23 protein-coding genes are annotated in these 24,110 nt (G+C 47.0%); 19 read left to right on the top strand and 4 right to left on the bottom strand.

Annotated features, from left to right (window positions below; translation table 11 throughout):
- Positions 1 to 12 precede the first annotated feature (12 nt).
- The 7 genes from H595_RS0101485 to H595_RS0101455 all read left to right on the top strand — a co-directional run bounded on the left by H595_RS0101485 (position 13) and on the right by H595_RS0101455 (position 5,165).
- Positions 13 to 264 carry a hypothetical protein gene (locus H595_RS0101485; RefSeq protein WP_027669588.1) on the top strand — a complete coding sequence of 84 codons (252 nt, stop codon included), beginning with the start codon at positions 13 to 15 and terminating at the stop codon, positions 262 to 264.
- Positions 265 to 356: 92 nt separating this feature from the next.
- Positions 357 to 2,288 (top strand): DNA repair helicase YoaA, encoded by a 1,932-nt coding sequence (locus tag H595_RS0101480; protein WP_027669587.1) that lies wholly within the window; start codon positions 357 to 359, stop codon positions 2,286 to 2,288.
- Positions 2,288 to 2,983 (top strand): tRNA (adenosine(37)-N6)-threonylcarbamoyltransferase complex dimerization subunit type 1 TsaB, encoded by a 696-nt coding sequence (tsaB, locus tag H595_RS0101475; protein ID WP_037053412.1) that lies wholly within the window; start codon positions 2,288 to 2,290, stop codon positions 2,981 to 2,983. The genes H595_RS0101480 and tsaB overlap by 1 nt, the downstream gene beginning before the upstream one ends.
- A gap of 61 nt (positions 2,984 to 3,044) precedes the next feature.
- Positions 3,045 to 3,347, top strand: coding sequence for a hypothetical protein (locus tag H595_RS0101470; protein WP_027669585.1), 303 nt, complete (start codon positions 3,045 to 3,047; stop codon positions 3,345 to 3,347).
- 96 nt (positions 3,348 to 3,443) lie between these two features.
- Positions 3,444 to 4,181, top strand: a complete 738-nt coding sequence (locus H595_RS0101465; protein WP_027669584.1) for an SDR family NAD(P)-dependent oxidoreductase — start codon at positions 3,444 to 3,446, stop codon at positions 4,179 to 4,181.
- Positions 4,178 to 4,681, top strand: a complete 504-nt coding sequence (locus tag H595_RS0101460; protein ID WP_027669583.1) for a DUF2878 domain-containing protein — start codon at positions 4,178 to 4,180, stop codon at positions 4,679 to 4,681. The genes H595_RS0101465 and H595_RS0101460 overlap by 4 nt, the downstream gene beginning before the upstream one ends.
- Positions 4,665 to 5,165, top strand: a complete 501-nt coding sequence (locus tag H595_RS0101455; protein WP_027669582.1) for a chalcone isomerase family protein — start codon at positions 4,665 to 4,667, stop codon at positions 5,163 to 5,165. The genes H595_RS0101460 and H595_RS0101455 overlap by 17 nt, the downstream gene beginning before the upstream one ends.
- A gap of 4 nt (positions 5,166 to 5,169) precedes the next feature.
- Here the strand turns inward: H595_RS0101455 and H595_RS0101450 are convergent, their stop codons facing one another.
- Complete coding sequence (locus H595_RS0101450) at positions 5,170 to 6,468, bottom strand: alkaline phosphatase (RefSeq protein ID WP_027669581.1); 1,299 nt, start codon at positions 6,466 to 6,468, stop codon at positions 5,170 to 5,172.
- A 252-nt stretch (positions 6,469 to 6,720) separates the two neighbouring features.
- Here H595_RS0101450 and H595_RS0101445 point away from each other — a divergent pair, with 252 nt between their 5' ends.
- The 6 genes from H595_RS0101445 (at position 6,721) to H595_RS0101420 (ending at position 15,437) form a co-directional block, all read left to right on the top strand.
- Positions 6,721 to 7,584 carry a class I SAM-dependent methyltransferase gene (locus tag H595_RS0101445; protein ID WP_240474807.1) on the top strand — a complete coding sequence of 288 codons (864 nt, stop codon included), beginning with the start codon at positions 6,721 to 6,723 and terminating at the stop codon, positions 7,582 to 7,584.
- A gap of 194 nt (positions 7,585 to 7,778) precedes the next feature.
- Positions 7,779 to 9,434: a long-chain-fatty-acid--CoA ligase FadD gene (gene fadD, locus H595_RS0101440; RefSeq protein ID WP_027669579.1), complete on the top strand. Its 1,656-nt coding sequence runs from the start codon at positions 7,779 to 7,781 to the stop codon at positions 9,432 to 9,434.
- 81 nt (positions 9,435 to 9,515) lie between these two features.
- Entirely contained in the window at positions 9,516 to 10,661 is a 1,146-nt protein-coding gene (gene rnd, locus H595_RS0101435) for a ribonuclease D (protein ID WP_027669578.1), read from the top strand.
- 132 nt (positions 10,662 to 10,793) lie between these two features.
- Positions 10,794 to 12,182 carry a DUF4397 domain-containing protein gene (locus tag H595_RS0101430; protein WP_027669577.1) on the top strand — a complete coding sequence of 463 codons (1,389 nt, stop codon included), beginning with the start codon at positions 10,794 to 10,796 and terminating at the stop codon, positions 12,180 to 12,182.
- 158 nt (positions 12,183 to 12,340) lie between these two features.
- Entirely contained in the window at positions 12,341 to 14,257 is a 1,917-nt protein-coding gene (locus tag H595_RS0101425) for an alpha/beta hydrolase family protein (RefSeq protein ID WP_027669576.1), read from the top strand.
- A gap of 157 nt (positions 14,258 to 14,414) precedes the next feature.
- On the top strand, positions 14,415 to 15,437 hold the full coding sequence (locus tag H595_RS0101420; protein WP_027669575.1) for a CNNM domain-containing protein: 1,023 nt from the start codon (positions 14,415 to 14,417) through the stop codon (positions 15,435 to 15,437).
- Positions 15,438 to 15,510: 73 nt separating this feature from the next.
- On the opposite strand, the gene minE is transcribed toward H595_RS0101420, so the two are convergent.
- Genes minE through minC form a run of 3 tightly spaced genes read right to left on the bottom strand, consistent with a single transcriptional unit; the run spans position 15,511 to position 17,323 of the window.
- Positions 15,511 to 15,771 carry a cell division topological specificity factor MinE gene (gene minE, locus H595_RS0101415; protein WP_027669574.1) on the bottom strand — a complete coding sequence of 87 codons (261 nt, stop codon included), beginning with the start codon at positions 15,769 to 15,771 and terminating at the stop codon, positions 15,511 to 15,513.
- 3 nt (positions 15,772 to 15,774) lie between these two features.
- Entirely contained in the window at positions 15,775 to 16,584 is an 810-nt protein-coding gene (gene minD, locus H595_RS0101410) for a septum site-determining protein MinD (RefSeq protein WP_027669573.1), read from the bottom strand.
- Positions 16,585 to 16,594: 10 nt separating this feature from the next.
- A complete protein-coding gene (minC, locus tag H595_RS0101405; protein ID WP_027669572.1) occupies positions 16,595 to 17,323 on the bottom strand; it encodes a septum site-determining protein MinC in 729 nt (242 codons plus the stop codon).
- 164 nt (positions 17,324 to 17,487) lie between these two features.
- Between minC and H595_RS0101400 the strand changes: the two genes are divergently transcribed.
- The 6 genes from H595_RS0101400 (at position 17,488) to H595_RS0101375 (ending at position 24,103) form a co-directional block, all read left to right on the top strand.
- The gene (locus tag H595_RS0101400) at positions 17,488 to 17,757 is read left to right on the top strand and encodes a YcgL domain-containing protein (protein ID WP_027669571.1); all 270 of its coding nucleotides are present in this window, start codon (positions 17,488 to 17,490) and stop codon (positions 17,755 to 17,757) included.
- 27 nt (positions 17,758 to 17,784) lie between these two features.
- A complete protein-coding gene (locus H595_RS0101395) occupies positions 17,785 to 18,804 on the top strand; it encodes a lytic murein transglycosylase (protein WP_027669570.1) in 1,020 nt (339 codons plus the stop codon).
- Between the two features lie 2 nt (positions 18,805 to 18,806).
- Complete coding sequence (locus H595_RS0101390; protein ID WP_037053404.1) at positions 18,807 to 19,469, top strand: fumarylacetoacetate hydrolase family protein; 663 nt, start codon at positions 18,807 to 18,809, stop codon at positions 19,467 to 19,469.
- Between the two features lie 2 nt (positions 19,470 to 19,471).
- The gene (locus H595_RS0101385; protein ID WP_027669568.1) at positions 19,472 to 19,966 is read left to right on the top strand and encodes a YcgN family cysteine cluster protein; all 495 of its coding nucleotides are present in this window, start codon (positions 19,472 to 19,474) and stop codon (positions 19,964 to 19,966) included.
- 27 nt (positions 19,967 to 19,993) lie between these two features.
- Entirely contained in the window at positions 19,994 to 20,611 is a 618-nt protein-coding gene (locus tag H595_RS0101380) for a mechanosensitive ion channel domain-containing protein (RefSeq protein ID WP_027669567.1), read from the top strand.
- Between the two features lie 75 nt (positions 20,612 to 20,686).
- Entirely contained in the window at positions 20,687 to 24,103 is a 3,417-nt protein-coding gene (locus tag H595_RS0101375; protein WP_027669566.1) for an AAA family ATPase, read from the top strand.
- Positions 24,104 to 24,110: the final 7 nt, after the last annotated feature.

Genomic DNA, 24,110 nt, shown 5'->3' with positions numbered 1-24,110 from the left:
GAGGAGAGGTTGATGGACGCTTTTATGCCCTTTGTGCAGCGTGTACCCGGAACGCCGGTTGAGCCTGATCCCAAACAGGTAGTACCGGTGTTTAAAGATGCGCGTTTAACACCGGTAAAGCCGCATGAACAAAAATACCTCATTTTATCCCGCCCAACGCGCAAACGCGATCGCCGCCAGCAGGAGTATCCTGAAGCACCTTACACTACCCCTGAAGACGATCAACATGTTGATAAAGACGGTCACCTAGATATTTTTGTCTGAATTTTTCTGCTGTTCAAGGCATAATAGCGCACTAATTTTTTAGCCGGTTGTATACGTGTTGATATCTTTTGGTTACCCCATGCGAAGTTGCTATGCGTAAGCAAGTGAGTTCTGCCTTCGCGCCAAACGGCGCACTAGCCCAGCACATTAGCGGTTTTAACGCCCGTGATGCGCAAGTAGAAATGGCGCAGGCCGTGGCCGATGTTATTGAAACCCCTGGCGCTTTAGTGGTTGAAGCCGGTACCGGCACGGGCAAAACCTATGCCTATTTGGTGCCTGCGCTACTCAGTGGCAAAAAAGTGGTGTTGTCTACCGGTACTAAAAACCTGCAAGAGCAGCTGTATTTTCGTGATTTACCCAAGGTGGTAAAAGCGCTGGCAAGCCCCCTGCAACTGGCCTTGCTTAAAGGGCGCAGCAATTATTTATGTTTATTTCGCCTTGAACAGCATTACAACCATGTACCAATGCAGGACGAACAGCTTATTCAGGACCTTAGCCTGATTAAAAAGTGGTCAGCAGAAACGCAAAGCGGTGATATTGGCGAGCTAAGCTATATTGCTGAAGATTCCAAAGCCCTGCCTTACGTCACCAGCACCACTGATAACTGTTTAGGCAAAGACTGCCCGGTGTACGAAGATTGCCACTTACTTAAAGCGCGCAAAAAAGCGCAGGCAGCCGATGTTGTGGTGGTTAATCATCATCTGTTTTTTGCCGACTTAGCCCTAAAAGACACTGGGTTTGGCGAGCTACTGCCACAAATGGATGTGATTATTTTCGACGAAGCGCACCAGCTACCGGATATTGCCAGTGATTATTTTGGTGAAAATGTCTCCAGCCGTCTGTTACTGGATTTATGCCGTGATATCGAAACCGCCTGTAAAACCGAACTGCGTGATCATCCGCAACTGGCAAAAACCGCTGATAAAGTGGCACTGCTGATTAAAGATTGGCGCTTGCAATTTGGTACCGAACCCGCTAAAGGCAATTGGCGTGATGCTTATCAAAATCCGCAGATGCAAACGGCATTAAATCGCGTGAGTGAAGCCATAGATATGTTGTATCTGGTGCTGAAAAGCAGCTTAGGCCGCAGCGATTTAATCGACAATGCCTTTGAACGTTTAGCACAGGCCAAAGCCCGTTTACTCAAACTAATGGATACGCAACAAAGCGGTGTTAGCCTGTGGTATGAGACCACGCGTTTGCATGTTAGCTTGCATTTGACACCGCTGAGTATTGCCGACAAGTTTCGCGCTATTGTCGCCGCTGATGAGCGTAGCTGGATCTTTACCTCTGCCACCTTATCGGTGAATCATGGCTTTAGCCATTACACCGATCAAATGGGGCTGCAACAAGCCAAAACCTTATTATTAGAAAGCCCATTTGACTACGCTGAGCAGGCATTATTATGTGTGCCTCGCTTTATGCCAGAGCCACATGAACCGGCAATGGCTAACACCCTATTGCAAATTGCCTGTCGCTTAATTGAAGCTAATAACGGCAGGTGTTTTTTCTTATTTACCAGCCATCGCATGCTGCAAATGGTAGCTCAGCAATTACCCGATCTTATTCGTCAGCCGGTTTTAGTGCAGGGCAGTACCGGCAAACGTTTATTACTGGAACAGTTTGTAACATTAGACAATGCAGTGCTGTTAGGCACCGGTAGCTTTTGGGAAGGGGTAGACGTGCGCGGTGACACGCTAAGCTGCGTGATAATTGATAAACTACCCTTTGCTTCACCAGATGAACCGTTGCTACAGGCACGCAGTGAAGATTGTGTTATGCGTGGCTTGGATCCGTTTGCGCAGGTACAATTGCCGCAAGCGGTTATCACACTAAAACAAGGTGTAGGCCGCCTTATTCGTGACGTTACTGACCGCGGCGTGATGGTAATTTGTGATAATCGCCTGGTAACCAAACCTTATGGCGAAGTGTTTTTAACCAGTTTACCGCCCATGCGGCGTACCCGTTGTTTAGATACCGCGGTCGATTTTTTACAACAGATGAAACAGGACAATCCAACGTGATGCCAACTGCCGTAAAGTTACTTGCCTTAGATACTTCAACTGAAGCCTGCTCTGTGGCATTGCAGATCGGGGCCGAGAGGTTAACGCTAGACGAGGTTTGCCCCCAGCAACACAGCAAACGTATTTTACCAATGGTGCAACAGCTGCTGTCTCAGGCAGGTATAGGTCTTAGCCAGCTTGATGGCATTGTGTTTGGCCGTGGTCCGGGAAGTTTTACCGGTGTGCGCATTGGTGTTGGCGTAACCCAGGGCCTGGCATTTGGTGCTGACGTGCCGGTGTATGGTGTTTCTACACTCGCGGCAATGGCGCAAGCTGCACATAGGTTGCACAGTGCCGAGCAGGTTATTGCAGCAATAGATGCGCGTATGGCAGAGGTGTATATCGCCAGTTTTCGCTTAAAAAACGGCCTGATGCTACCAAGCTCGGGCGAAGTGGCGATAAAACCTCATGATTTACCTGTTTTTGATATCGGTGGTGAAGTTTACGCTGTCGGCACCGGCTGGCAAACTTATGAACAGCAACTGCAACAAAAGCAAAACGCAGTTATCCTCAATGATGTGTTATACCCGTCAGCGCAGGATATGCTAAGTCTGTCACTGCCGGCACTGGCCGCCGGACAGTTTATTGCCGCCGAACATGCCGAACCGGTGTATGTGCGGGATGATGTTACCTGGCAAAAACTGCCGGGACGATAAATAACTTGGCTATTAATGCAGACTGGTTATAATTAAACCAGTTTGCTTAAGTGATGATGTGATGAGCTTAAACGTAAATCAAAGTCTAAATGCCAGTAGCAACGTTGCCAGTGTTTTTAGTGGCAACGAGCCTCGTCGTGCGCTGCCGCGCAACGAAGAAGCAACAGAGCTGCCTAAAGGCCGTGGTATTCGTGCCAGCGCTGAAGTAACTGACCGGCTGGATGATGAGCGCCGTCAACAAACAAATTTCCGCTCTGCTACCGACAAACGTAGCCAGCAAGCCATAGATGCTTATCAAAGCCAGGCTAACGAGCAACGCCGTAGCGAAGTGCAATCTATGCTGGGTGTCGATCTTTACGCCTAAGCAAAAACGGGCTCTTGGCAAAACCCAGTTTATTTCTAAATCCAAACCACACCCTGCATCGTAGTCTTAAAGGTAAATTACTGTTAAGAGACGGTTATGACTTCTACCTGTTTAATTACCGGTGCCAGTTCAGGCATTGGACACGCGCTAGCGCTGTATTATGCCGCCAATGGCTGGACAGTTTATGCTGTGGCGCGCTCTGAAGATAAACTGAATCAACTTGCCCAGCACACTGGCATTAAAGCATTACCGCTGGATTTAACGGATACCGCAGCGCTTTGTTCGGCAGCTGAGCAATTGCTTGAAGAGGGAGTAGTGTTAGATCTGGTGTTGTTAAATGCGGGTACTTGCGAGTATGTTGACGCAACCGACTTAGATTTAGCCGCGTTTGATCGCACCTTCGCCATTAACTTCCATGCCGTGGTTGCAGCAAGCAAATACTTTATGCCGTTGCTAAAGGCTTCTATGTCACCGCAATTAGCTATTGTTAGCTCAATGGCACATTTTTTCCCGTTTACCCGCGCCCAAGCGTATGGTGCCAGTAAAGCGGCGGTAAGTTATTTTGCTGACAGTTTACGGATAGATTTAGTCGACAGCGGTATATCGGTAAGTTTAATTGAACCGGGCTTTGTCGACACACCTCTAACGCAAAAAAACGACTTTAGCATGCCCTTTTTAGTTAGCACTGATACCGCAGCAGAGCGTATTTACAGCGGGCTTGCTGCCGGTAAACAGCGCATTCGTTTCCCGCGTCGGTTAAGTATTATGTTGAAATTGCTGTCACTTTTGCCTTATCGGTTACGTAACAATGTGGCTGCCAGGATGAAACAATGACAACAGCGCTAAGCACATTTCATTGGCGGGCCTTTATTGGTTTCCAACTAAGCTGGTTTGCATTGATAGGCTGGCAGTACATCGCCATGTTGCCGGTGGTGGGATATTTTATATATGCCATGTTTAAGTTAACGTCGAAAGCACGAATCGCGGTTGGCGGTATTTTGCTGTTAGGAGTAAGCGTTGATGTCATCTTGCTGTTAACTGGCGTATTGCAGTTTGAGGGCAGTATGCTAATGCCATCATGGTTTGTGCTACTGTGGGCTATGTTTGCCTTGGCTTCAGTCGAATTTATGGCGTCAGTGCTAACCCGCCCTTGGGTTGCTGCAGTGCTGGGCGGCATTGGCGGGCCAATGTCGTATTGGGGCGGTGCTAAGCTAAGTGGTGGCCTATTGCAGTTTCCGCTAGCGGAATACTCAGCCATCGTGCTGGTAGTGGTATGGGCCGCTATTGCTATTGCTTTGGGACAAAGCAGGAGGTTTTATGCGCCGGCGTTGTAGTGCTATTTTGGCGTTGTTGTTTAGCTTTAATTTACTTGCCATGCCAGATTTCACTACGGTAGGGCAAGGCAGTTATCGCTACTTGTTTTGGCAGCTTTATGATGCGCGCCTTGCAACCACAGATGGCAAATTCATTGATTACGCTACCAGCAGCCCATTATTGTTAGAGCTAACGTATAAGCGTGATATCAGCAAACAGCAGTTTATTGATGCGACCGTAGATGAGTGGCAAAAACTTGGCTTTACCAGTACAGAACAACAACAGCAGTGGGCAAAGCTATTACAAACGCTATGGCAAGATGTTACAGAGGGCGATACCTTGGCTGCGCTGCTACAACCAGACGGTAAGGTGACATTCTATTTAAATGGTGTTGAGACCGGTGTCGTAGACGATGTCACTTTTGGAGCGGCATTTTTTGATATCTGGTTGCACCCTGATACCAGTGCACCCAAACTGCGCCGCGAGCTTATCGCGGCGCCATAACAGCCTACTTGGTTTGTTGAATAAACTGGATAAGTTTTTTAGCTATCTGGGTATTGTCTTGAAAACCGCTAAAGTCATCACGCCATTTGCCATATGCTAGCACCGCCACATCTGTAGCGGTGTGCCCACCCGTGGTCCAACCGGTGTAAGAGTATTTGGCAACCAGCTGGTTAGACAAAACACGTAATGTCTTTTCATCTTGTTGCCGCGCCGCCAGTAATGCGGCTTGTTCTTCTTCGGTTAAGGTTATCGAGGTTAAATCAGCCCAAAGTACGAGTGCTGCAGTGTCAGACTCAGCCTGTTTTAATTGCGTAGCAATGCTTCTTCCCGTCGCCTTTACCTTTTGAACTACTTTGGGTAGCCACAGATATGCGCCTGCAGCACCCAATGTCATACCGCCGGTTTCGTGATCAGCAGTTATGATCAACAACGTATCCGGATGCTTATCAACGTAAGCTTTGGCTACAGCAATCGCTTTGGCAAAATCGTCCATTTCGGCCATGGCGCAGGCAATATCGTTATCATGGCCACACCAATCAATTTGGCTGCCTTCTACCATCAGCACAAAGCCTTTTTCTGCTGGGGTTAACAGCTGTAATGCCTTTGTCGTAAGCGTAGCCAACTGAGCGTTTTGTGAACTATTAAGTGCCGCCGGTAGCGCTGTTTCAGCGAGTAAGGCTAAAGCCGGTAATTGGGTTAGGGTATCAAGTTGTTGCCAACTGTCGGTATATTGAAAACCCAGTTGTTTAAATTCACTGACTAAATCGCGGTCTTTGCGCTGAAAATATTTAATGCCGCCGCCCAGCATCACGTCAGCCACCGGCCTACCGTTAATCTTGTAATCGACATACATATTGGCAATATCATCGTAGTTACTGCGGCTTTTATTGTGTGCTAAGAATGAGGCTGGCGTTGCATGGTTAATTTGAGAGCTCGCAACTATACCGTTAGCTTTACCAAGGCGCTTGGCAAGCTGCATCATGGTACCTATAGGAATATGCTGGCGGTTTACTGATATTGCACCGTTATAGCTTTTTTCACCGGTAGCTAATGCGGTAGCACCTGCGGCGGAGTCGGTAACATAGGTATCATCATCTGGATAAGTACTGGCCATGCCTTGCCACAACTCATCAAAAATAGTGTTTTCAACCCCTTTAGTGCTGTTATCGTACTGGTAATAGCGATATGCCGACAAATAGGTGGGGCCCATGCCATCACCTATCATATAAATAATATTTTTTGGTGCTGCCAGAGCAAGAGAAGGGGCTAACAACATTGACAACGATAACAAACGCAGGCGCATTCAGGTTTACCTTATTAGAGCTTGATGTTCTGGGTTGCTAGTGTACTTTATAGCGTTGTTATGACAAAGCGATGTCGACAAAGCGCTAAATGCATGCGCTCAATGTTTTACTTTGCGTTCGCTCGTTAGTGTGGCTAAATTAGGTGTAAATGGAACTGAATTAAAACTGAACAATCAAACGAATAATTCAGTTCCTTTTCCGGCATTAAACGCCCTGACGTCGTAGAGTCAGTAATCAGTAAGGTTTGAAGTATGTCAATTACAATTAGAACAAAGACAATGATTTTACCGTTATTTTTCAGCTGCTTATCTTTCGCTTCTGTACACGTTTCTGCTGAGCAGTCGTTAATCAAGCTTGAACAGCTGGCGGCCGCACCACAGCGTAGTGAGCTTAATATACAGCGTAATCAATATCGTAATCCGGTTGAAACGCTCGCGTTTTTTGGTATACAGCCGAATATGTCCGTGCTGGAGATATGGCCAGGACATGGTTGGTACACCGAAATACTGGCGCCATTTTTGAAAGATCAGGGGCAATTAACCCTGGCGCAGTTTAAGCAAAACGATGGTTCTTTCAAAGATGAACGCAGCATTTTTTGGGCGCGGGTAAGTGCACGTTTAGCTGAACGTTTAATTGAAGAAAAAGCCTATTTTGGTGAACCTGCATTGGTAGAGCTGGAACCGCCATTGCTGTACCCGCAACAGAATGACCAGTTTGATATGGTGCTAACGTTCCGTAATGCCCACATATGGAATGAAGACGGCAATTTATTTGCGACCTTGCAAAGCTTGTTTCAAGTGCTTAAACCTGGCGGCGTGCTGGGTATGGTTGAACACAGAGCGGCAAGGTTATCTGATATTTCCAGTTCGGCGGTTGATGGCTATCTTGATGAGTCTTATTTAATTCAGGCTGCCGAGCAGGCGGGCTTTAGCTTAGTTGCTACCAGCGAAATTAATGCAAACCCGGCCGACACCAAAAATTACCCTAAGGGGGTGTATGCATTGCCACCAACATTTGCTATGGGCAACTACAACAAACAAGAGTATCTTGCTATCGGTGAAAGTGATCGAATGACACTAAAATTTGTTAAACCATTACAAGAACCGACAGAGTAACTTTTGTAATAACCAAGACAGTAACTATTTTTTCAATAACCACGGCTAATTGTACATTGTTTACAATTATGGGATGATTAGTCGTTAGAGTAAAAACTCCAATATAGCCACAAACGGATAAAAGCGCAGCAACAGATTGCGTGCCGGTGGTTTTATATCTATACAATAATAACCTTAGACAAAAGGAGAGGACGGTGGATAGAGTTTGGTTAAAACGTTACCCGTCAGGCGTACCCGCAGAAATTAATGCCGATCATTACCCGTCATTATTAGATATTTTTGAACAAAGCATTGCGCAGTACCCAGATAAAGTGGCTTTTATCAATATGGGTAAGAGCATCAGCTATCGCGAGCTGGATCAGCAAAGCACGGCTTTTGCTGCGTATTTACAAACTATTCTTGGGCTGAAAAAAGGCGATGCGGTTGCCATTATGATGCCTAACTTACTGCAATATCCTATTGCGTTAATGGGCGTTTTGCGTGCTGGCTGTGTTGTGGTTAATGTTAACCCACTATATACGCCACGCGAACTTGAGCATCAGTTAAACGACTCTAAAGCTAAAGCTATTGTTATCGTTGAGAATTTTGCCCATACCTTGGCTGCTGTAGAACATAAGGTAAAACTTGACCATGTGATATTGACCAAAATGGGTGACCGTTTGGGTACGGTTAAAGGGACCATCGTTAATTTAGTCGTTAAGCACATTAAAAAGCTAATCCCTGCGTATAAGTTAAAGGCTTTCACGCGTTTTAACACCACGTTAGAGCAGGGGGCTAATCTTAGCTATACCAAGCCCACGCTGAGTGGTAGCGATATCGCCTTTTTGCAATACACCGGTGGTACCACGGGGGTATCAAAAGGGGCTATGCTTACGCACCGTAATATGGTGGGTAACCTGGAGCAGGTCAGTGGTTGCCTTGATAGCTTCTTAAATAAATGTGCCGAGTACGTTGTTACCGCGTTACCGCTTTATCATATCTTTGCGTTAACGGCGAACTTCTTCACGTTCTTTAAGTATGGTGGCACCAATTTACTGATCACCAATCCGCGTGATATGAAAGCCTTCGTTAAAGAGTTATCGCAATTCCCGTTTACGGCCATTACCGGTGTAAACACGTTGTTTAACGGGCTATTAAATACACCGGGTTTTGCCGATTTAGATTTTGCCAAGCTTAAGTTGTCGTTAGGTGGTGGCATGGCAGTGCAGCGCCCGGTAGCTGAGAGATGGCAGAAAACCACTGGTACACGTTTAGTTGAAGGTTACGGCCTGACAGAGTGTTGCCCGTTAGTGACCATTAGCCCTTACGATTTAGACAGTTTTAACGGCAGCATTGGTTTACCTGCACCGTCAACGGATATTCGGCTGGTGGATGAAGACGGCAAAGATGTGGCACCAGGTGAAGCCGGCGAAATGCTGGTAAGAGGCCCGCAGGTTATGCTGGGCTACTTAAACCGGCCAGAAGAAACCGACAAAGTATTAAAAGATGACTGGCTATATACCGGCGATATTGCCCGTATGGACGAAGAAGGCTTCTTTTACATTGTTGACCGCAAAAAAGATATGATTTTGGTATCCGGTTTTAATGTATATCCAAATGAAATTGAAGAAGTGGTCGCAATGAGCGAAAAAGTATTGGAGGTTGCCGCCGTTGGTGTGCCAAACGATGCCAGTGGTGAAAGTGTTAAAGTGTTTATTGTGAAAAAAGACGCCAGCCTGACAGAGCAGGAAGTGATCCAACACTGTCGGCAACATTTAACGGGCTATAAAGTGCCTAAACTGGTAGAATTTCGCTCAGAGTTGCCCAAAACCAATGTGGGTAAAATTTTACGGCGAGAACTTCGCGGTTAACGCGCACCACCATACGCGTAACACGACAAAAGCCGGCTTTCATGCCGGCTTTTTTTTGCACAGCAATAGAACAGGTAACAGATGACAGGGTTAATCACCGATAACGACGCGCTGGCAGCATATTGTCAGCAGGTTTTAAACAGTAAAGTACTGGCAATGGATACCGAGTTTATTCGCCAAAGTACCTTACTGCCAAAACTGGGATTAATTCAGTTGTTTGATGGCCATTCATTGGCCTTAGTCGACCCGCTTAGTATTACCAACTGGCAGCCACTGCAACAAGTAATGGCGAATACGGGCATAGTAAAATTACTGCATTCTTGCAGTGAAGACATCGAAGCCTTAGCCACCATTGGCATTAACGACATTAGCCCGTTGTTTGATACGCAGTTAGCCGCAGAGCTGATAGGCTGGGGCGGCAGCATGGGCTATGCGCGGTTAGTCGAACAGCTTAGCGGTGAAGTACTGGATAAAAGCGAGTCTCGTACAGACTGGTTAGCCCGGCCCTTAACGCCCACGCAGCTAACATATGCCGCCAATGATGTACACTTTTTGTATCCGTTATACCCAAAACTCTTAGCGCATATGTCGAAACAGCAACATAGTTTGTTGTTGCAAGAAGGCGAGCAATTAATGCGCCGGCGTGTGCAGCAGTTACCGCTGGAATTTAAGTATCTGGAAATTAAAAATAGCTGGCAGCTTAGCCCGCGTGAGTTGTCGGTTTTACGTGAGTTGGCAGCCTGGCGCTATCGTTATGCCCAACAGCGCGATCTCGCACTGGGTTTAGTGCTTAAAGACATACATTTGGTAGAGTTGGCTAAACGCCGGCCATCGACAGCTGAAAGTTTATTGAATATTCCGGGCCTGTCTCCCAGAGAAATACGCCGCCACGCAAAATTGTTGGTGGAAATGATCGCGCATGCTAAAGAGTTACCTATTACCGCTTGCCCACAACGCTTTTACCACGAAGCGCAGTTTGCTGGTCACAAAGAAATGGTGAACGAGCTAACCAAAGCCGTTAAATCTGCAGCGGCCGCATTGGCCATTCCGGCTGAATTTATGTCAGTGAAACGCCAACTAAACGAATATTTAAATTGGTGCTGGCGGGTGTCAGATGAACAGCGGGCATTGCTGCCTGTGCCAGAGTACTTAAAGGGCTGGCGCGCACAGTATTTATTGCCTTTTCTGCCATGGCCTGAGCATATTCCGGGCAAAACTGAATATTAACGTTGTAAAAATCGCTTTGGATCAGTCTATTTTTTACTTAAAAAGTTACGATTTTTTTACTAAAAAAGCTTTGATCGTTTACTAAATCGTAGGCGTAACAATTCAGCAACTAATAACTGAAGGGTTACAACAATGAAGGGAATAAAAAACTTTGCTTTGCCTGTTGTTTTGTCTGTATCACTTAGCGGCTGTTTTTTAGACGGCGATTCAGATCCTGCGCCAACACCGCCACCACCGCCTCCACCACCAGCAGTGGTTAATGCCACAGTGCAGGTAGTGCACAGTGCCATAGATGCGCCAGATGTTAACGTGTTAGCTAACGGTGATGCAGCTGTTGAAGGGCTAATGTTTGGCCAGGCTTCAGACGTACTCTCCTTACCTCCGGCCACATACAGCATTGCAGTTGATGGCATTTTGCCGGGCGCTGATAACACTGCCACGGTTATTGGGCCTTTAGATCTCACCTTAGAAGAAGCCACACGTTACACCGTGTTTGCGGTGGGTAGTGTTGCTGCCCAAACTCTGGAGCCTATTGTGGTTACCGGGACGGTAAATGAGGTAGCAGCAGGTAAAATTCGTTTGCAAGTAGTGCATGCTGCAGCCACTGCGCCTGAGGTAGATATTCACGTAACTGCGCCAGATGCTGAACTTGGTTCACCATTAGCCACCTTAATGTACAAAGACGCTACCGACTATGTTGAAGTAGACCCGGGTACATACCAGGTACGTATTGCCTTGCCTGGCACAGACACCGTGGTGTTTGACAGCGGTAGCCTGGATTTAAGCACCGCAGGTACAGATTTAGTGGTTGCCGCAATTGATAGCCGTTTCTCTGGTATGTCGCCGGTGTCTTTACTGGCTATTGGTCAGGATGGCAGCGAGATGGACATTCTTGACGCGTCTGCAACCGCATCGGTGCGGGTAGTGCATAACGTATCTGACGCGCCAGCGGTAGATGTTATTGTTAATGATGCTATTACTCTGGTAGATGCGTTGTCCTTCCCTGACTTTACCGGGTATGACACCGTCGCACCGGATACGTACAATGTTAAAGTTGCGGCTGATGCTGACAATAGCGTAGTGGTTATAGATGCTGATTTAACCCTGATGCCTGGCGCATTTTACAGCGTGCTGGCAGTGGGTTCATTGGGCGAAAACAGCATTGAACCGCTGGTATTAGCTGATATGCCACGTCGCATCGCAACCGAAGCGCAAGTGCGTATAGTGCATGGTTCAACCTTAGCGGGTAATGTGGATATCTATGTTACTGCAACTGAAGATATTACCGATGCCGCACCTGCCTTTGCGGCTGTGCCGTTTAAAGCTGAAACCGGCTATGTATCACTGGCTGCAGGCGACTATGTGGTAACGGTAACGCCCGCTGGCAGCAAAACTGCCGCTATTGGCCCGGTAGCCTTAACACTGGAAGCCAACAGTATTTACACCGCTATTGCCCGCGACGGTGCCGGTTTAACCGCAGATGTAGGGTTAATTTTAATGGACGACTTTGTCCAACCTTAAAATCAAATAACAGAAGGTCCTGTTACGCCAAAGCCCGCTTCGTGCGGGCTTTTTATTCAGTAACATTCTTTGTTAACATCAAAATAATATTTTGCCATGTTATTAATGTTTTGCTACTTTGCTGCAGCAAAAAATATGATAACAGGAACGTTAGCCCGATGAAGTTTTACTCTGTGTTAGTGGTAGTGCTAACTACTATGTTCTGCAGCGCCATTAGCGCAAAAGAGTTACCGGTTGAAGCCTTTGCCAGTGCGCCTGGTATCGACAAACTCAAAATATCACCAGATGGTACCAAGCTGTCGATGATCCAAACTTTGGATACCGACAAAGAACAATTAGTACTGGTTTCGTTAATAGACTTAGAAACAGATGAACAGAAGTTTTTAGTTAAAGCGGACAGCCGTGACTTAACCATTTACTCGGTAATTTGGGCTAACAATAAACAGCTTTTAATGCGGGCAGCTTACGCATCAAAACGTTATGGCATACCGGTAACCGAAACCCGTTTAATGGTGATTGATGTTGAAACAGGTAAAAACCGCAGTGTTGTTAATGGTCAATTACTACGAAAATTAGTTCGTGCGCCGCAGTTTCAGTCAAATATTGTCGATTTAATGCCTGCCGATGAGCAGCACTTTTTGCTGGCATTAGATGGTTTTAACTTCGGCACTGGCACCAGCGTGGTTAAAATCAACCTAAATGGCGAGCTATATGAAATGGTTGCGACCAGCCGTGAAAACCTCTACGACTGGATAGCTGACCGCCAGCACCGGCCACGTATAGCTATGTTTCGGGATGACACCCGCTTTGAAGTGAAAGAAAAGCTTATCGATAGCGGCGATTTTCGCACCCTTTGGCAATTTGAACGTTTTTCAGAGCAAGAGGTGTGGCCGATTGGTTTTGACGCCGATCCCAACATACTTTATGTATCGGCCTACCATGACGGCCGGCTAGCCATTTTTAAAACCAACTTGTCTGAACCACAACCGCAATTACACCTAGTTAAAGCCGACGATAACTACGATGTTCCGGCTGATATGAGTTATTCCTGGCAAGACAACAAAGTAATTTCTATTGGCGGAGACTATGTAGACAGCGAGTACCAGGCGTTTCAAAAAGCGCTTGATTTGGCTATACCAGACGCAGATAACCACATTGTGAGCATGAGCCACGACAAAAACCGCTATATCGTCGAGTCTAGCAGTGCCACGCATGCGGGAAGCTACCTGCTTGGCGATCGCAAAGACAAATCTATGATGTTTTTGCTGGATAAATACAGTGAACTTAAGCCCGAGCTAATGGTGGCCAAGCAAAAAATCCAATATAAAGCGCGTGATGGTTTAACCATTGAGGGGTTTCTTTCCACCCCTTTGGGTTACAAGCAGGGCGCTATTCCTACCATTATCTTTCCACATGGTGGGCCTATTTCTTTTGATGACGATGGTTTTGACTACTGGACGCAGTTTTTTTCTAATCGCGGTTATGCCGTGTTGCAAATGAACTTTCGTGGTTCACACGGCTTTGGTTTCGATTTTAAGCAAATGGGCTTGCAAGGCTGGGGCTTACAAATGCAGGACGATGTAGAAGATGGCACACGCTGGTTAATTAACGAAGGCATAGCGGATGCTAAACGTATTTGTATTGTTGGTGCCAGTTACGGCGGCTATGCGGCGCTGATGGGCGCAGTAAAAACGCCAGATTTATATCAGTGTGTGGTCAGCTTCGCCGGTGTTACCGATGTTGAAGCCTTAGTGAAATCACACCGCCGTTACACTAATTATGAAGTGGTAAAAAAGCAGGTAGGCGACGATTTCGACTTGCTTGAAGAGCGCTCTCCAATTACGCATGCCAAAAAAATTAACGTGCCGGTACTTCTGGTGCATGGCACCAAAGATCGCAGCGTGGGGGTAGCGCAAAGCCGTGACATGCACAAAGCACTGCGTCGGCATGACAAGAACGTGCAGTATATCGAGCTGGAAGATGGTGACCATTACCTCAGCACCAACAGCCACCGCTTACAAACGTTTAAGGCCATGGACGAGTTTTTAAAGCAGCATCTTAACGCGGCGAAGTAATTGTAAATTTACATGTAGCTGATTTTTGCAGCCCGCGTAAAGCGGGCTTTGTTATTGCGGTTATATCGATACTCAGTTCGGATGAATCTCGCTTTTTATTAACGTCAACTTTATACTGCCGTTGTGTTAGTCAACTGGAGTGTTATTACCAACGTCTATGAGCCTTTTAATTGCATTTGCGGTGTTGTCAATTGCGGTATCCTTTATCTGTTCAATTCTAGAAGCAGCGTTGTTGTCTATTACGCCAAGCTATATTGCTCAACAAAAACTTACACGGCCTTTGCTGTATGAAAAGTTAAAAATGTTGAAAGATAAAATTGATCAGCCCTTAGCGGCTATATTAACGCTTAACACGGTTGCCCATACCGTTGGAGCCACTGGTGTAGGGGCGCAGGTTACTATCGTTTTTGGTGATGGGTATTTGGGTATTGTCTCTGCGGTAATGACCTTTCTTATTTTGGTATTTTCCGAAATTATGCCAAAAACTATTGGTGCCCGTTATTGGCCGCAGCTAGCGCCAATGTTACCGGTAGTGCTGTATGGCATGATTACCCTGTTAAAACCGTTTATCTGGTTGTCGGATCAGATTATGAAACTGTTTGGCGGCGCTGAGCAACAACATGATTTACGTCAGGAAATAAAAGCGCTAACCGTATTGGGACGTGAGCTTAATAAGCTTGATGAAGACGAGCAGCGTGTTATTTCTAATATTCTTGACCTGCACGATATTAAAGTTCGCGATATTATGACGCCGCGTACGGTTTGTGAAATTGCCAGCCCCAGCGAGCCGTTAGCCGACTTTGCTGAGCGTGTTAAAGTGGGGCAGTTTTCACGTTATCCGGTGTTAGACAAAGATGAAGCCCCACTGGGGATCGCGTTTCGTTACGATATGCTGAATATTACTGATCAAAAAACCGTTGCCGACTTAATGAAACCCGTCAAGCTGATTTCAGACAAGATAAACGTCGAGCAGCTGATGTCTCAGCTAATGCATGAACGTCAGCACCTGTGTTTAGTGTACGATGAATATGGCAGTTGGCTTGGGTTGGTAACGATGGAAGACGTGATTGAAACCATTATTGGGCAACCCATTATGGACGAGACGGATGATATTCCTAATATGCGCCGTTTTGCAAAGCGGCGCTGGGCGCATAAACTTAAAAACCTGACGGATGATTAAAAAAACAGGCCGCAATAGCGGCCTGTTTTATAGCATCTGCTGTTAAACCTTACCCATAGGGCGTTTATTGCAACTAGCGCTTATCATCCGGGAAGGTGATATTCAGCTCTAACACAGACAATTCGTTGTCACGTTTCTCAAGAGATACGGCGATATCTTCGGGTGAAATATCCACGTACTTGCGGATCACTTCTAAAATGTCGCGCTCAAGCTGTGGCAGGTAATCCGGGCTGTTACGCTTTCTGCGCTCGTGCGCCACGATGATCTGCAGCCGCTCTTTTGCCGTGTTAGCGGTGGTCTTTTTACTTGAGCGAAAATAATCCAGTAACGACATGCGTTAACCTCCAAATATCCGTTTTAACAGGCCCTTTTTCTCTACTGTCAGAAAGCGGAAAGGCACTTTTTCACCCAGCAAGCGCTCGACAGTATCTAAATAAGCTTGGCCGGCATCGCTGTCAGTATCTAAGATCACCGGTTGGCCTGAGTTTGAGGCATTCAGCACGGCTTGAGATTCAGGAATAACGCCGAGCAGGTCTATTGATAAAATTTCTTTTACGTCTTCAACACTGAGCATTTCACCTTTTTCAACCCGCTCCGGGTTGTAGCGGGTTAATAGCAAGTGCTCTTTAATCGCATCCTGGCCATTTTCGGCACGACGTGATTTACTGGACAACATACCTAAAATACGGTCTGAGTCGCGTACAGATGACACTTCCGGGTTGGTCACCACCACAGCTTCGTCGGCAAAGTACAGTGCCATCATGGCACCGGCTTCGATACCAGCGGGTGAGTCACACAATATAAAATCAAAATCTTTCGCCAGCTCGTTTAATACGCGCTCTACGCCTTCTTTTGTCAGGGCGTCTTTATCGCGGGTTTGCGACGCAGGCAAAATAAACAGATTATCGGTGCGCTTATCTTTTATTAATGTTTGTTTGAGATTCGCTTCGCCATTAATCACGTTTACAAAGTCGTAAACTACCCGCCGTTCACAGCCCATAATCAGGTCCAGGTTACGTAAGCCGATGTCAAAATCGATAATTACGGTTTTATGGCCTTTTAATGCCAGCCCGGTACCAATTGCTGCGCTGGACGTGGTTTTACCCACCCCCCCTTTTCCTGAGGTGACAACAATAATTTTTGCCATCAAACATTCCTTATACTAAATCTGCTAATACCAATTGGTCGTCCTGCAATTTAACGCAGGCTGCCTTGCTCCAAAACTCGCCTTGCAGGCTTTCGCTAAGCCAGTAATTACCGGCAATAGACACAAGCTCTGCTTGTAGATTGTTACAAAAAATACGTTTGCTGGTGTCACCGCTGGCCCCGGCAATGGCTTTGCCACGCAAGGTACCATAAATATGAATATTGCCATCGGCAATCACTTCGGCGCCGGCGCCCACGGTGCCCTTTATAACCAAATCTGTGCCTTTGGCATAAACCTGTTGGCCAGAGCGCACGGTTTGCTCAACAATTTTGGTATCCATGGGTACCGACACATTATTAGTTACCACAGTAGTTTGGCGTGTGGCATTGCTATTTTCTGCTGCTGTCGTGTCCACCGTTTTAACGGCTTTACTATCTTTACCCAGCTGTAATGCTGCTAAACCCGCCTGTTGCGCCTGCTGTTTAATTTCATTACTGGCGCCACATACGCCCACTAACACCAGGTTTAACTCAACAAAAAGCGTTTTTATTGCAATAAAATCAGGTGTTTGTTGGCAACCGGTTAGGTTAAGAATAATAGGGGCCTGATAAAAAAACGCTGGCGCTTGCGATAGCTTCTGGCTTAACTGCTGTTGTAACGCCGCGACACTAAGATCCGGGCACGAGAGTACCGATAAAGGAAAGAGACTGCCTTTTAATTCCAAAGTTTGTTCTGACATAACTTCTTCTTTGCGCACTTATTATAATTTGTCGCTACTGCGGCTTTGGCAGTGCCAGGCCACGCATTTATTTGCTTTGCCGCGGGTTGGCGGGTACGCAATAACAAGGCTTCATGTTATAGTTTAGGCCTTCGTTAAGCAAGGTTGAGGCGTGGTTTTATTCGATGCTGTGTGCGGTATATAAAAGTCTGAAAAAAGAGGGCACCTTTCTTTATGTTAAGCAGCGGGATGACTTCTCGGCTGTGCCTGATGCTTTGCTTAACACCTTTGGCTCGCCAGTGTTGGTTACGCTACTTAATTTAGCCAAGCGGGAACATTTAGCCTTGGCGGATATCGATAAGGTAAAGCAACAGTTAACGCAGCAAGGGTACTATTTGCAACTGCCACCTCCGGTAGAAAATTTACTGGCGCAGCATAAAGCGCAATCGCGCTAATCATTAGTTAATTCAACGGGCCTTAATATGTTTAGAAAGCTTTTATCTATTACTGTGGTAGCGGTATTGAGTCTGTCTGCTTCTGCCGATGATGTAAAACCCAGTTTTGCCGATTACGCCGCAACCTTAAAACAAGAGGCGTTAAATAAGGGCTATACCACCGAGTTGGTAGACGCTGTGTTTGCTTCGCTAACGTTCCATGAGCGCATTGTTAGCGCTGATAAATCGCAGCCAGAGTTTGTTGAAACCCTAAGCACCTATTTACCTAAACGCGTTAGCGAAACCCGCATAAAAATGGCCCGTGAGCGGTATCAGCAGTATTTGCCTGAGCTGAAAATCATTGGCGAAAAATATGGTGTGCAGCCGCGGTTTATTGTGGCGTTGTGGGGGCTGGAAAGTAGCTTCGGCCGTATTATGGGCGGGTATTCAGTGCCATCAGCTCTGGCAACGCTGGCCTATGAAGGCCGACGCGAAACATTTTTTAAAGCTGAGTTTTTTCATGCTCTGGATATTTTAGCGCAGGGACACATTGTGCTGGATGATATGAAAGGGTCCTGGGCCGGTGCTATGGGCCAAAGCCAGTTTATGCCCAGCTCGTTTATGGCGTATGCGCAAGATGGTGACGGTGACGGTAAAAAAGACATTTGGACCAATCAGTTAGATGTGTTCGCCTCTGTTGCCAACTATTTAAAGCAACAAGGCTGGGACAGTAATAAAACCTGGGGCCGTGAAGTGTTGCTGCCAGAGGCGTTTGACAGTAGCCATGCTATAGCCCGCGGCAGTCTGGCGCGCGGCGAATGGCTGGGCCGTTGGGCGCAGTCTGAACGCAGTCTGGCCGATTGGCAGGCATTGGGAGTAAAGCGGCTTAATAATACGGCGTTACCCAAACGTGATCTTACCGCGGCACTGATACTACCCGATGGTGAAGGCGGCCGGGCCTTTTTAGCTTACGACAATTACAAAGCACTTATGCATTGGAACCGTTCATATTACTTTGTTACCAGTGTGGGGTATTTGGCTGATCTTATCGTAGCGGCGGAGCAATAAGCATGAACTATCAACACCTGGATGTGCAGGGCAATGTTATCGACCTGCCCCAAGGTAAAGTGGTGTGTATCGGCCAAAATTATCAAGACCACATTGCTGAAATGCAAAGTAAAACAGCACCAGAAGCGCTGTTTTTTATAAAACCGTCTACGGCATTGTGTGCCTTACAACCTGGTATCACAATCCCGCAGCAGCAAGGTGCGGTGCATAATGAAACTGAATTGGCTGTGCTGATTGCTAAACCACTTAAAAATGCTGATATCGCAACCGTGATAGACGCTATTTGGGGCTACAGCTTAGCGCTGGATTTAACCTTGCGTGATGTGCAGGCCAAGCTGAAACAATTAGGCCGGCCATGGGAAATAGCTAAAGGCTTTGACAACGCCTGCCCGGTTGGCGGTTTTGTTGCCAAAGCCCAGGTAAGCGACCCTCAGCAGCTGGATTTTAGCTTACGGGTGAATGGCGAAGCACGGCAGCAAGCGAATACAATGCTTATGATTCGCCCCGTTTACCAGCTTATTAGCGAAATGAGCCAGCATTTTACCCTACTGCCTGGCGACATAATACTTACCGGCACGCCCGCGGGCGTAGGGCCATTACATTCTGGTGACGAGTTGCAACTGCAGTTGGCTAATCTTCTCACCGTTAACAGCAAGGTACACTAAGCATGGCGTTAGCAGAACGTTATTGGGAAACCAAATCACTGGATGAAATGAACAAAGAAGAGTGGGAAGCGCTGTGTGATGGTTGCGCTAAATGCTGCTTAAATAAGTTTATTGACGATGAGGAAGAAGAAGGGCCAACGGCGGTGTTGCATCAGGATGAACAGGTGCATTTCACCAATATTGCCTGTCGTTACCTTAACAGCCATAAATGTGAATGTACTGAATATAGCCAGCGCACCGTGTTAGTACCCGATTGCATCGCGCTGACAAAAGAGAATTTAAAAGACATTTTCTTTATGCCTACCAGCTGTGCCTATCGGCGTTTACATGAAGGGCGTGGTTTGCCGCAGTGGCACCCGTTGCTAAACGATGGCAAAAAAAGTCTGATGCATAAAAAGCAGATGTCGGTGCGAAATAAAACCATTTCAGAGTTGGATGTGAACTTAGATGACTTTGAAGATTTTATTGTTCGCTGGCCACTAAACGATCTGGATTAACCTTTACCCGTACCTGGGGATATTATCTTGTCATTTTCACAATATTTTCAGCAGTTTATGCAGCACTTTAGTCCAACTACCGTGCAAATTCTTATTAGTGTGTTCGCCGTGTCGCTGTATTTTATGATCAGCCGTCGGTTAGCGCCTTTATTGGCAACGGTTGTCTCACGCAGCAGACTTAAGGCCGATTTGCATAAGCGTGCACAGGTGGTTACACATATATTACTGGCTTTGTTGCTGGTGGTGGTGCTTAGCGTAGTGTGGGGCGTCGATATTCGCGGCTTGCTGGTGTTGGCATCCTCTATGATTGCCGTTATTGGCGTGGCGCTGTTTGCTGCCTGGAGTTTACTGAGTAATATCACCGCTTTTTTTATTCTGCTGGGGCAAAAAGCCTTTGCCGAGGGGATGGAAGTGCGGGTTATTGATGGCGGCAATTACCTGGAAGGGCGAATAGTAGAAATTAACTTATTTAGCACCGTACTGCGTACCAAAGATAATGAGCAAGTGATTTACCCTAATAATCTGTTGGTGTCGCGTCCGGTAGTGGTGTTTGCTAAAAAAAACCGCAAGGTGGTACAACACACCGTAGTAGAGAAAGCCCAGCGCTGGCGGCGTAAGACCTTGATTGGTCACAAAAGTGATTGATTATTCCGTGACAGCAACGCAAGGCGCTGATACATTCGGCTACAGGCAATAAAATTATAATTCTATGTTGCACTGATGCGCTTAAAACACATTAAACTGTCTGGCTTTAAGTCGTTTGTTGACAGTACCAGCGTACCGTTTCCACAGCAAATGACCGCGGTTGTTGGCCCCAACGGCTGTGGCAAATCAAACGTCATTGATGCCGTGCGCTGGGTGCTGGGCGAAAGCTCAGCTAAAAATCTGCGTGGCGATGCGATGACCGACGTTATTTTCAATGGCTCATCACAACGTAAGCCGGTGTCGCAAGCCTCTGTTGAACTGATGTTTGAAAACACTAAGGGACGGCTGGCAGGCGGCATGGCCGATCGTAGTGAAATTTCTATTAAGCGTATTGTTACCCGCGAGGCGCAATCTAATTACTATCTCAATGGCAGCAAATGCCGTCGGCGTGACATTACCGACATCTTCCTAGGTACCGGTTTAGGGCCGCGTAGTTACGCCATCATTGAACAAGGCATGATTTCTCGGCTTATTGAGTCTAAACCCCAAGAACTCAGGGTTTTTATTGAAGAAGCGGCGGGCATTTCTAAATACAAAGAGCGCCGGCGTGAAACGGAAAACCGTATTAAGCATACGCGGGAAAACCTCGACAGACTGGCCGATGTACGTGAAGAGCTGGGTAAAAACATTGAAAAGTTAAAACGCCAGGCCAGCGCAGCGCAGCGTTATAAAGAATTAAAAGCGCAAGAGCGCAAACTAAAAGCGCAGCTTACTAGCATTAAGTGGTTGTATTACAGCACAAAACTCAGTGCGCTGGATCAGCAATTACAGCAGCGCCTGACAGAGTTAGAGAAATACCAGTCACAAGAGCTTGGCGATCAACGCGTACTGTTGGAACTAAAGCAGCAAGCGCAGGATAGCCGGGCGGAGTTAGAGCGCGTACAAGCCACGTTTTACCAGCTAGGCAGCAGTATTAGTCGCTTAGAGCAGCAAATATTAAGCCAGCGCCAACATCAGCAAACCCTTAGCGCTCAGTTGCAAACGGCAAAAACCACCTTGGCACAAGCACAGCATTATATGCAGGCGGAGCTGGACCAACAGCAAGAGCTTAGCCAGCAACTGGAGCAGGACGAACCAGAGCAGGCGTTGGTTGAAGAGCTGTTGGCCGAGCTTAGTGAGCAATTGCAATTAATGGAAGATCAGCAGCAAGCACAGCTTCACGCCCAGCAACAGTGGCAGCAGCAACAATTTCGCTTGCAACAACAGCAACAACAAGCCCAACTAAAACAGCAAAATATTCAGCAACAGTTACGGCAATATACCCAGGCTCAGCAGCAACTAGAGCACGAGTTAACTGAGCTTGCCATTGTGCCGTTGCAGCAGCAGCTGGCACAACTTACGTCAAACTATGCCGATTTACAGCAACAACTCAGCCTGGCGCAGCAGCAATGCGACACCGCCCGGCAACAACTACAACACAGCGAAGCGCTGTGCCAACCGCTACGCGAGCAACAACAACATTTAAGCAACGAGTTGCTGTTGCTTGAGCGTGAGCAGCAGCGTTTGCAGCAGTTGCAACAGCAACAAACGGGGCAGCAATTATTGGCTCAGCTTAAGGTGAAAACCGGCTGGGCTAATGCGGTGGGCCTGGTGCTTGGCCAATTACAACATGCCCGCATTGAGGCAGACATGCCGTCCACTATTGGCAGTGTGGTGTGTACTAATACGGCAACACCGGTGCCGGGTAGCCTTAGTGAGGTGATAGTAGAGGGAATTTACCCCGAGTGCTTCAACCACATTATGTTGTGTCCATCAATTGAACAGGCGCAAGCACAACGTTTGCAAATGCCAGGCACTAATACGGCGCAATCCTTCATTACGCCGCAAGGCTATTGGCTGGGTAGCAACTGGGCATTGCAAGCCGGGGCCGAGCAGCAAGATAACTATCTTGCCCGCACTGAACGGCTTAGTGAATTAGCCCAAGAGCAAGAGACACAGCAGAGCGCACTTACTGCACTGCAAACCCAGCTTAGTGCAGAGCTTTTGCTGCAGCAGCAGGCCGAAACCGCTTTACAGCAGACGCTGCAACAGGCAAGCACGCTGGAGCGGCAGGCGCAGCAATTACACACCACGGTGTTATTGCACCAGCAAGAACTGCAACAAGCGGAAAAACAGCAAGTTAAGTTACAGGCCGCTATTGAGCAGTACGCATTACAACAGGCGGAAGCCGAAGAGATGTTGTTGCAGTTAGAGATTGAACTTGAGTCGGCACTAGACGCACTAATGCAACATGAAACTGAACAGGTGGACTTAAACCGTGCCAGCGGGCAACAGCAACTGCAGTTACAACAGCTTAAAGCGCAGTATGAACAAAAACGCACGCTATTGCAGCAGCTAATGACACAGGTAAAGCTTACCGCGCAGCAGTTAACCAGTGTGCAGCAGAATATAAAACGGGCGCAGGCACAACAGCAACAATTGCAGGAGCAGGTGCAACAGATAACGCTTCAGCTGGAACAAGATGACGCACCGGAAATACTGCTGCAGGAACAGTTGCAACAAGCTTTGCTAGAGCGGCAAGATGCCGAGCAGCTAATGGTAACTCAGCAAGAAACGGTTGCCGCTGTAGAGCAGCGTATTCGCGAATTGGAACAAGGGCAGCACGGCGTATTGCAAGTAGTAAATAAAAAACGCAGTGAAATTGAAGACTTACGCCTTGATAGCGAAGGTTACAGGGTGCGCGCTAACAACATGCTTGAGCTTTTGCGTGAGCAGCAAGTTAATATGAAGGACATTTTGGCTGAGCTGCCAGCCGATGCCGAAGAAGCATTGTGGCAACAGCAGTTAGATAAAACGGTTGAGGCGGTCGGGCGACTTGGGCCAATAAATTTGGCAGCCATTGAAGAATACGAGCAGCAAGCCGAGCGTAAACAGTATTTAGATGCACAAAATGACGATTTAACTTCGGCAATGGACACGCTTGAAACGGCAATCCGTAAAATTGATAAAGAAACGCGGCAAAAGTTTAAAGAAACCTTTGAACAGGTTAATGATGGGTTAAAGACATTGTTCCCTAAAGTGTTTGGTGGCGGCAGTGCATACCTGGCATTAACTGAGGATGACATGCTGGAAACCGGTGTGACGATAATGGCCCGACCACCGGGCAAAAAAAACAGTACAATACATTTATTATCGGGTGGTGAAAAAGCCTTAACCGCTTTATCATTGGTGTTTTCGATTTTCCGGCTTAACCCGGCACCATTTTGTATGTTAGATGAAGTAGATGCGCCACTGGATGATGCAAACGTTGGCCGGTTTTGTAATCTGGTGCGGGAAATGTCGGAAACGGTACAATTTATTTATATTAGCCACAATAAAATTGCCATGGAAATGGCGGCACAGTTAATGGGTGTGACGATGCAGGAACCTGGGGTATCGCGCGTAGTTGCTGTAGATGTGGATGATGCTGTTAAAATGGCAGCAGCCTCTTAATTAAAGG

The sequence above is a fragment of the Rheinheimera baltica DSM 14885 genome (assembly GCF_000425345.1).
Classification (GTDB): domain Bacteria; phylum Pseudomonadota; class Gammaproteobacteria; order Enterobacterales; family Alteromonadaceae; genus Alishewanella; species Alishewanella baltica.
This window is presented reverse-complemented; position numbering and strand designations above follow the sequence as displayed.

Coding starts and splice junctions, on each gene's coding strand:
- H595_RS0101485 (WP_027669588.1), top strand. CDS start 13: ATGGACGCTTTTATGCCCTTTGTGCAGCGTGTACCCGGAACGCCGGTT.
- H595_RS0101480 (WP_027669587.1), top strand. CDS start 357: ATGCGTAAGCAAGTGAGTTCTGCCTTCGCGCCAAACGGCGCACTAGCC.
- tsaB (WP_037053412.1), top strand. CDS start 2,288: ATGCCAACTGCCGTAAAGTTACTTGCCTTAGATACTTCAACTGAAGCC.
- H595_RS0101470 (WP_027669585.1), top strand. CDS start 3,045: ATGAGCTTAAACGTAAATCAAAGTCTAAATGCCAGTAGCAACGTTGCC.
- H595_RS0101465 (WP_027669584.1), top strand. CDS start 3,444: ATGACTTCTACCTGTTTAATTACCGGTGCCAGTTCAGGCATTGGACAC.
- H595_RS0101460 (WP_027669583.1), top strand. CDS start 4,178: ATGACAACAGCGCTAAGCACATTTCATTGGCGGGCCTTTATTGGTTTC.
- H595_RS0101455 (WP_027669582.1), top strand. CDS start 4,665: ATGCGCCGGCGTTGTAGTGCTATTTTGGCGTTGTTGTTTAGCTTTAAT.
- H595_RS0101450 (WP_027669581.1), bottom strand. CDS start 6,468: ATGCGCCTGCGTTTGTTATCGTTGTCAATGTTGTTAGCCCCTTCTCTT.
- H595_RS0101445 (WP_240474807.1), top strand. CDS start 6,721: ATGTCAATTACAATTAGAACAAAGACAATGATTTTACCGTTATTTTTC.
- rnd (WP_027669578.1), top strand. CDS start 9,516: ATGACAGGGTTAATCACCGATAACGACGCGCTGGCAGCATATTGTCAG.
- H595_RS0101430 (WP_027669577.1), top strand. CDS start 10,794: ATGAAGGGAATAAAAAACTTTGCTTTGCCTGTTGTTTTGTCTGTATCA.
- H595_RS0101425 (WP_027669576.1), top strand. CDS start 12,341: ATGAAGTTTTACTCTGTGTTAGTGGTAGTGCTAACTACTATGTTCTGC.
- H595_RS0101420 (WP_027669575.1), top strand. CDS start 14,415: ATGAGCCTTTTAATTGCATTTGCGGTGTTGTCAATTGCGGTATCCTTT.
- minE (WP_027669574.1), bottom strand. CDS start 15,771: ATGTCGTTACTGGATTATTTTCGCTCAAGTAAAAAGACCACCGCTAAC.
- minD (WP_027669573.1), bottom strand. CDS start 16,584: ATGGCAAAAATTATTGTTGTCACCTCAGGAAAAGGGGGGGTGGGTAAA.
- minC (WP_027669572.1), bottom strand. CDS start 17,323: ATGTCAGAACAAACTTTGGAATTAAAAGGCAGTCTCTTTCCTTTATCG.
- H595_RS0101400 (WP_027669571.1), top strand. CDS start 17,488: ATGCTGTGTGCGGTATATAAAAGTCTGAAAAAAGAGGGCACCTTTCTT.
- H595_RS0101395 (WP_027669570.1), top strand. CDS start 17,785: ATGTTTAGAAAGCTTTTATCTATTACTGTGGTAGCGGTATTGAGTCTG.
- H595_RS0101390 (WP_037053404.1), top strand. CDS start 18,807: ATGAACTATCAACACCTGGATGTGCAGGGCAATGTTATCGACCTGCCC.
- H595_RS0101385 (WP_027669568.1), top strand. CDS start 19,472: ATGGCGTTAGCAGAACGTTATTGGGAAACCAAATCACTGGATGAAATG.
- H595_RS0101375 (WP_027669566.1), top strand. CDS start 20,687: ATGCGCTTAAAACACATTAAACTGTCTGGCTTTAAGTCGTTTGTTGAC.